Origin of the sequence: Pseudomonas sp. CF161, assembly GCF_000416215.1 — a bacterium.
Classification (GTDB): Bacteria; Pseudomonadota; Gammaproteobacteria; order Pseudomonadales; family Pseudomonadaceae; genus Aquipseudomonas.
This window is the reverse complement of record NZ_ATLP01000093.1, coordinates 273,918-280,921: the sequence shown is the minus strand read 5'-3', so window position 1 is coordinate 280,921 and position 7,004 is coordinate 273,918. Positions and strand designations below refer to the sequence as shown.

8 protein-coding genes are annotated in these 7,004 nt (G+C 62.9%); 4 read left to right on the top strand and 4 right to left on the bottom strand.

What is annotated here, in order from left to right; all coding sequences use genetic code 11:
- Positions 1-608 (bottom strand): thiamine pyrophosphate-binding protein (locus tag CF161_RS21050; RefSeq protein WP_020298629.1); only part of this gene is annotated, 608 nt, incomplete at its 3' end.
- A gap of 159 nt (positions 609-767) precedes the next feature.
- On the opposite strand from CF161_RS21050, the gene CF161_RS21045 reads away from it, so the two are divergent.
- Positions 768-1,649, top strand: a complete 882-nt coding sequence (locus tag CF161_RS21045; protein WP_020298628.1) for a LysR substrate-binding domain-containing protein — start codon at positions 768-770, stop codon at positions 1,647-1,649.
- 63 nt (positions 1,650-1,712) lie between these two features.
- Here the strand turns inward: CF161_RS21045 and CF161_RS21040 are convergent, their stop codons facing one another.
- A complete protein-coding gene (locus tag CF161_RS21040; protein ID WP_020298627.1) occupies positions 1,713-2,327 on the bottom strand; it encodes an NAD(P)-dependent oxidoreductase in 615 nt (204 codons plus the stop codon).
- 73 nt (positions 2,328-2,400) lie between these two features.
- On the bottom strand, positions 2,401-3,285 hold the full coding sequence (locus tag CF161_RS21035; RefSeq protein WP_020298626.1) for an MBL fold metallo-hydrolase: 885 nt from the start codon (positions 3,283-3,285) through the stop codon (positions 2,401-2,403).
- A gap of 113 nt (positions 3,286-3,398) precedes the next feature.
- Between CF161_RS21035 and CF161_RS21030 the strand changes: the two genes are divergently transcribed.
- Positions 3,399-4,304, top strand: coding sequence for a LysR family transcriptional regulator (locus CF161_RS21030; RefSeq protein WP_020298625.1), 906 nt, complete (start codon positions 3,399-3,401; stop codon positions 4,302-4,304).
- A 140-nt stretch (positions 4,305-4,444) separates the two neighbouring features.
- Positions 4,445-4,621: a hypothetical protein gene (locus CF161_RS33195; RefSeq protein ID WP_020298624.1), complete on the top strand. Its 177-nt coding sequence runs from the start codon at positions 4,445-4,447 to the stop codon at positions 4,619-4,621.
- A gap of 8 nt (positions 4,622-4,629) precedes the next feature.
- Here CF161_RS33195 and CF161_RS21025 read toward each other — a convergent pair whose 3' ends face one another.
- Entirely contained in the window at positions 4,630-5,526 is an 897-nt protein-coding gene (locus CF161_RS21025; RefSeq protein WP_020298623.1) for a helix-turn-helix domain-containing protein, read from the bottom strand.
- A 189-nt stretch (positions 5,527-5,715) separates the two neighbouring features.
- On the opposite strand from CF161_RS21025, the gene pobA reads away from it, so the two are divergent.
- The gene (gene pobA / locus CF161_RS21020; protein ID WP_371106536.1) at positions 5,716-6,900 is read left to right on the top strand and encodes a 4-hydroxybenzoate 3-monooxygenase; all 1,185 of its coding nucleotides are present in this window, start codon (positions 5,716-5,718) and stop codon (positions 6,898-6,900) included.
- Positions 6,901-7,004: the final 104 nt, after the last annotated feature.

Below are 7,004 nucleotides of genomic sequence, written 5' to 3'. Positions count from 1 at the left end.
CGCCGGGCGCCGGCCAGGCGCTGGCTCATCTGCGCAATGGCAGCAGGTGCGGCGCCGGCGCGGGCGATGCTGACCGGGGTGCTGGCGAGCAGTTCATCAGCCTCTTCAACCAGCACATCGAGGGGGATTTCAATATGCACCGGACGCGGACGCCCGGCCTGGAACAAGGCGAAGGCCCGGGCCAAGACCACCGGCAACTCGGCCGCGGACATCAGGGTGTGGGAAAACGCCGCCACGCCGCCCACCAGCGCCGCCTGGTTCGGCAGTTCGTGCAGCTTGCCGCGTCCACCGCCCAACTGGCTGCGCGATTGCACGCTGGAAATCACCAGCATCGGGATCGAATCGGCGTAGGCCTGGCCCATGGCCGTGGTGATGTTGGTCATCCCCGGGCCGGTGATGATGAAGCACACCCCCGGCTTGCCGCTGGTGCGTGCGTAGCCGTCGGCCATGAAACCGGCACCCTGCTCGTGACGCGGGGTGACGTGGTTGATGCTCGACCCGGCCAGCCCACGGTACAGCTCGACGGTATGCACCCCGGGAATGCCGAATACCTGCTCGACCCCATAACCCTCAAGTAACTTGACCAGTACTTCGCCGCACGTCGCCATTTCATCGCCCTTGTTATTGGATGGACAGCGGGCGTCGGCGGCCTGCTTGAACTCGCCATCAAACGCCCGCAGAAGGGGTATTGGAACGGCGGGCCCGTAGCCGGGACAATGGATAAAAAGTCATACTAGCCATGTCCCCACGTCATGCCTTGGCCCCCCATGAAACGCCTCCCGCCCCTGCCCGCGCTGCACACCTTCCTGATCACCGCCCAGTGCTGCAATTTCACCCGCGCCGCCGAGCAACTGCACATCACCCAGGGCGCGGTGAGCCGGCAGATCGCCGGGCTGGAAAGCCACCTGGGTTACCCCTTGTTCCAGCGCCAGGCGCGGGGCTTGAGCCTGACCGCTGAAGGGCTGGAATGGCTGCCCCGGGTGCAGCAGGTGTTCGAATTGATCAATGGCGCGGTGGATGAAATCGGCGCGCAGAACCCCAACCTGCGCCTCAAGGCCCCGACCTGCGTGATGCGCTGGCTGCTGCCACGCCTGCTGCAATGGCAGAAGGAGCGCCCGGAAGTGCCGGTGCAACTGACCACCACCGTGCAGCATGGCGTGGATTTCAGCCGCGAGCCGTTCGATGCGGCGGTGATGTATGGCGCCCCGCCCACCCCGACCCTGGGCTCGCTGCACCTGTTCAACGAACAGCTGACACCGGTCTGCTCCCGACCGCTGCTGGAGGGTTCGGTGCCACTCAAGACCCCGGCGGACTTGCAGCAGCACCTGCTGCTGCACCCGTCCCATGACCAGCGCGACTGGCAAAGCTGGCTGAAAGCCGCCGGCACGCCATTGAAGACCCTGGGCAAGGGCCAGCATTTCGAGACCCTGGACCTGGCGATGTCCGTGGCCTCCCAAGGTTCTGGCGTGGCGATGGGCGACTGGGCATTGATTGGCGACGACCTGAGTGCCGGGCGGCTGGTCATGCCCTTTGATTTGAAGGTGCCGACGGGCCAGGCCTACTACCTGGTCTACCCGGAACGCCCTGGGCCCTCGGCGGCCTTGCAGGAGTTACTGGATTGGCTGGTGACCCAGGCACAACAGCGCTGAACCTGTGGCCGCTGCCGCAGGCTGCGCTGGGCCGGATAGACGCCGTGGTAACCGGCCCCCGACTCAATAACCGACGGTAAACCGCTGACGGCTGTGGGCCGGTTTTTCCACTTCATCGATCAAGGCAATGGCGTAGTCGGCAAAGCTGATCCAGCTACGTCCTTCGGCATTGACCAGCAGATGATCCCGGCCAAGGCGGAAATGCCCGGTGCGCTCACCTTCGACGAACTCCGCCGAGGGCGAGAGGAAGGTCCAGTCCAGATCCTGTTCCTGGCGCAGGGTGTCGAGGTAGACGCCGCCGGCGCTGGCTTCGGCCTTGTACTCCGGCGGGAAGCCCGGGCTGTCGATGACCTTGCCGCCATCGGGCAGCAGCAGCGAACCGGCACCGCCGACCACCAGCAGGCGCTTGACCCCAGCCTTTTTCACCGGCTCGATGATGGCGCTGGCGGCGATGGTGGAGAAATGCGCGGCACTGATCACTGCATCGTGACCGGCCAGCGCCGCTTGCAACGCTGCGCTGTCGGCAACGTCGACCTCACGGGTCACCACACCGGCACGCTGGCCGATCTTTGCCGTGTTGCGGGCAATAGCGGTCACGCTGTGACCACGACGCAGGGCTTCTTCCAGCAATTGGCTACCGGCACGACCGGTGGCACCAATGATTGCGATCTTGCTCATGACAGTTCTCCAGTTGCGATAAGTGCTACAGGGCCTCCCGCGCCAGGCGCGGGAGTGAATCAAACCGATTCGCTCACCACTTCATCTCGCCCTTGGCGACTTTGGCGCTGAGTTCCAGGGAGCTTTCTTCGCCAAGGTTCGGGTAGCGTTTTTTCATGGCCGCGATCAGCTCGGCAGCATTGCCGGCCTTGGCGGTTTCTTCGTCGAAGGCCTTGATGTATTCGGCAGTGAACTGCACCGGCGCCAGGGACCGGGCACTGTCACCCAGGAAGTGCCCCGCAATTACGGTCTTGGGCTGCAGGCCCTGGAGGGTCTGCAAGGTGCTCAACCAGTCCTGGTGCGATTGCGCGCTCTGGGTGTCGGCCATCCACACGTGAATGTTTTCCGCGACCACCACGCCACCCACCACGGCCTTGATCGACGGGATCCAGACAAAGGTCCGATCAGGCTGCTTGCCGTCCAGGCCGATGATCTCGAGCTTCTGCCCTTCCAGGGTCAGGCTGTGGCCCTTGAGCACGGCGGGAACGATGGTTTTTCCCGGCACGTCGGCGCCCATTTTCGGCCCCCAGAAAGCCAGCTTGCCCTCGACCGTGGCCTTGATGTGCTCGACCGTTGGCTGCGAAGCCACGACCTTGGCCTTGGGAAACGCCGCGGTGACGGTCTCAAGGCCGAAGTAATAGTCCGGATCGCCATGGCTGATGTAGATGGTGGTCAACTGTTTGCCGCTGGCGCGAATTTTCTCAACCAGTTGCTCGGCCTGGGACTTGCCGAACTGGGCATCCACCAGAATGGCGTCCTTCTTGCCGCTGACCAGCACCGAGCTCACCGGAAAGATTGCCGCCGCGCCCGGGTTGTAGACATCCAGGGTCAACCCGGGCTCGGCCGCTGCGGCATGGGCGGCAAAACCCACGATAGCGCTGGCCAGCAGCAGGTGTTTGAGTGAGGTGAATCCGATCATGGGGCAACTCCAGAGTCTGTGGGCTTGGCTTTCGATGGGGGGAGCTTAGTTGCGTCAGTCGGTACAAAAAATGCGATGCTGGAACATAGTTTGTTTCTGAAAGCGGGCAAATCATGGATCGTCTTCAAGCAATGCGCGTGTTTGTCAGTGTGGTCGACCTCGGCAGCCAGTCAGCGGCCGCCGATCACCTGGACCTGTCGCGCCCGGTGGTTTCGCGTTATCTGGCGGAGTTGGAGGATTGGGTCGGCGCGCGGCTAATGCACCGCACCACCCGCAAGCTCAGCCTGACGGCGGCGGGCAGCGAGATCCTGCCGCGGTGTCGGCAGATGCTGGAGCTGTCGAACGACATGCAGGCGGCGGTCAGTGAACCGGACGACGCCCCGCGCGGGCTTTTGCGCATCAGTGTCAGCACCTCGTTCGGCCAGGCCCAACTGGCTGACGCCATGGCCGCCTACGTCAAGCGTTACCCCGGGGTCAGCATCGATTTGCAGATGCTCGACCGCACGGTGAACCTGGTGGACGAACGCATCGACCTGGCGATCCGAACCAGCAACGACCTGGACCCAAATCTGATCGCCCGCCGCCTGACCGTCTGCCGCTCGGTGATCTGCGCCTCCCCGGCCTACCTGCGCGAGCACCCTACACCGCAGCGGGTGGAGCAGTTGAGCGAACACAACTGCCTGACCCATTCCTACTTTGGCAAAAGCCTGTGGCATTTCGAGCAGGCGGGTGAACAGCTGTCAGTTCCGGTACAGGGCAACATCAGCGCCAATGAAGCCAGCACCTTGCTGCGTGCCGCCATGGCGGGTGCCGGGATCGCCATGCTGCCCACCTACCAGGCCGGCGTGCATATCCACAGCGGCGAGCTGGTGCGTCTGCTGCCCGATGCCGAGCCACGGCAGATGAACATGTATGCGGTGTACGCCTCGCGCAAGCACATGCCTGCCGCGTTGCGCAGCATGCTGGACTTCCTGGTGCTGAGATTTCCCGAAGAACCGCAGTGGGACCAAGGGTTGTAGCCGCCGCCGACCGCAGCCGATCAACCGGCTGAATACCCGTTCAACCATGCAGACCTGCGGTCTGGCAACTCGGCAGCGCTGGCCTATGCTGATTAAGTAGCCCTTCAATCAATGGGGCTACTCGTTCAGAGGTGCTAGCCATGAACATCAAAACAAGAAGGTATCTGGCGATCTTCCTGACCTGCGGCGCAACCCTGGCGCTGTACGGCACCGCGGCCTACCGCGTCGAACAGGCCCGGCAATTGCCCCGGGTCTACGCCAGTTGCAGCCTTGAGCACTGCATCCCGCACTCGGCCACGTTGAACGCCTTGCGCTAAGGCGCGGCTCAATCCTCGTTGGCCAGCTCGACCTTCAACCGGTCGCGGAAGGCCTTGGGCGAAATACCAATGCGGCGCCGGAACATGCGCGTGAAGTTGGTCGGGTCGGAAAAGCCCAGGCTGTCGGAAATCTCGTAGATGGTCATCCCGGTGTACGTCAGCAGGCGCTTGGCTTCGAGCAACTGGCGTTCATGCATGATCTGCAACGCGGGCTGCCCGGCCAGTTCGCGGCAAGTGCCGTTGAGGTGTGAAACCGAAATCCCCAGTTTGTGCGCCAGGTCCTCGACCTTCACGTGCTCGCGATAGTGCGCCTCCACCAGTTGCACAAAACCATTGAAGTACTCCCGGGCACGCTGCGGCCGCTGATTGGCGCTGCGGCGCTGGATCGCCTGGCGGCTGACCCAGACCACGATGGTGCTGACCAACGCGTGCATGAGCATTTCGCGGGCCGGCTCATGCCCTTGATATTCCTGCTGCAAGGCGGCGAAAAGGCCGTTGAGGTATGAACCGTCGGCGCGCGCCGGATAGCTCTCGGCCAGCGCCAGGGCATTCACCGACTGCCCCAGTTGCGCCTGCAGGTGCGCCACCAGCGGCGCGGCCAGCGTCAGCACATAGCCTTCAATGTCCTCGGAAAAACGAAAGCCATGCACCGACAACGGCGGCAGCACCTGCAGCGCCGACTCCCCCAGTAAGGTGCGCTGCCCTTCTATCTCGAGTTCCGCCTGCCCACGGTGGACGAACAGTAATTGACCGAGATCGGCGTGCCGGTGCGGCTTGATTTCCCAATGGTGTTCGCGGCTGCGTTTGCTGATGGTTTCGCAGTGCAACAAGTCCGGGGTCGGCCAGCCCAGGCTCTCGCCATAGAGTTTGAACACCGGGATGGAAGGAAGGGCAGGCTTGTTCATAACTGCAATCCAGGCCTCAGAGTGACGGGCGATAATCGCACCGATTGGTGAAATGAACAGGTATCGGCTTAGTTTTAACCTTCAATTGACAGGTTCACCGGTGAAAAATGCAAGCACTCGAAACATAAAAAAACCATTCACCGGACCTTGTTCGGCTGAAGCTTGCGAGTCATAAAAACAATGAAAATCCTGAAAACCCAAGTCGCCATCATCGGCGCCGGCCCTTCCGGTCTGCTGCTCGGCCAACTGTTGCACAACGCCGGCATCGACACAGTGATCGTTGAACGCCAAGACCCGGACTATGTCCTGGGCCGCATTCGTGCAGGCGTCCTGGAACAAGGCATGGTCGATCTGCTGCGCCAGGCCGGCGTCAGCCAGCGCATGGACGCCGAGGGTCTGGTGCATGGCGGCTTCGAGCTGGCGTTCGACGGGCGCCAGGTGGCCATCGACCTGCACGCCCTGACCGGCGGCAAGAACGTGATGATCTACGGCCAGACCGAGGTCACCCGCGACCTGATGCAGGCCCGCGAAGCCGCCGGCGCGGTGACCCTTTATCAAGCCCGCGACGTGCAGCCCCACGGCATGAAGAGCGAGCAACCCTACCTGACCTTCGAACACGACGGCCAAGCGGTGCGCCTGGAGTGCGACTACATCGCCGGCTGCGATGGTTTCCACGGTGTGGCCCGGCAATCGATTCCCGCCGAATCCCTGAACATTTTCGAACGGATCTATCCCTTCGGCTGGCTGGGCATCCTGGCCGACACCCCGCCGGTCCACGAAGAGCTGGTGTACGCCCGGCACGCTCGCGGCTTCGCCCTGTGCAGCATGCGCTCGACCACCCGCACCCGTTATTACCTGCAAGTGCCGGCCGATGAACAGGTCGAGAACTGGTCCGACCAACGCTTCTGGGACGAACTCAAGAACCGCCTGCCCACCGCCCTGGCCGAGCGCCTGGTGACCGGCCCGTCGATCGAGAAAAGCATCGCGCCGCTGCGCAGCTTCGTGGTCGAACCGATGCAGTACGGGCACATGTTCCTGGTGGGCGATGCCGCGCACATCGTGCCGCCAACGGGCGCCAAGGGCCTGAACCTGGCGGCCAGCGACGTCAGCACGCTGTTCAATATCCTGCTCAAGGTCTACCGCGAGCAACGCACCGACCTCTTGGAAAAATACTCGGAAATCTGCCTGCGTCGGGTGTGGAAAGCCGAGCGTTTCTCCTGGTGGATGACCTCGATGCTGCACCAGTTTCCCGATGCCGACGCGTTCAGCCAGCGCATTACCGAAGCAGAGCTGGATTATTTCGTCAGCTCCGAAGCGGGACGAAAAACCATTGCAGAAAATTACGTCGGCCTTCCTTACGAGGCTATCGAGTAGGAGGCTATCGAGTACACTAGCGCCCATTCCCGCTAGCCTTGCACCCTGCGGGTCCATTACTGCCCGCAGGTTTTTTTCGTGACCCAGCTTCCCCCGCCCGGCCA

Coding starts and splice junctions, on each gene's coding strand:
- CF161_RS21045 (WP_020298628.1), top strand. CDS start 768: ATGAAACGCCTCCCGCCCCTGCCCGCGCTGCACACCTTCCTGATCACC.
- CF161_RS21040 (WP_020298627.1), bottom strand. CDS start 2,327: ATGAGCAAGATCGCAATCATTGGTGCCACCGGTCGTGCCGGTAGCCAA.
- CF161_RS21035 (WP_020298626.1), bottom strand. CDS start 3,285: ATGATCGGATTCACCTCACTCAAACACCTGCTGCTGGCCAGCGCTATC.
- CF161_RS21030 (WP_020298625.1), top strand. CDS start 3,399: ATGGATCGTCTTCAAGCAATGCGCGTGTTTGTCAGTGTGGTCGACCTC.
- CF161_RS33195 (WP_020298624.1), top strand. CDS start 4,445: ATGAACATCAAAACAAGAAGGTATCTGGCGATCTTCCTGACCTGCGGC.
- CF161_RS21025 (WP_020298623.1), bottom strand. CDS start 5,526: ATGAACAAGCCTGCCCTTCCTTCCATCCCGGTGTTCAAACTCTATGGC.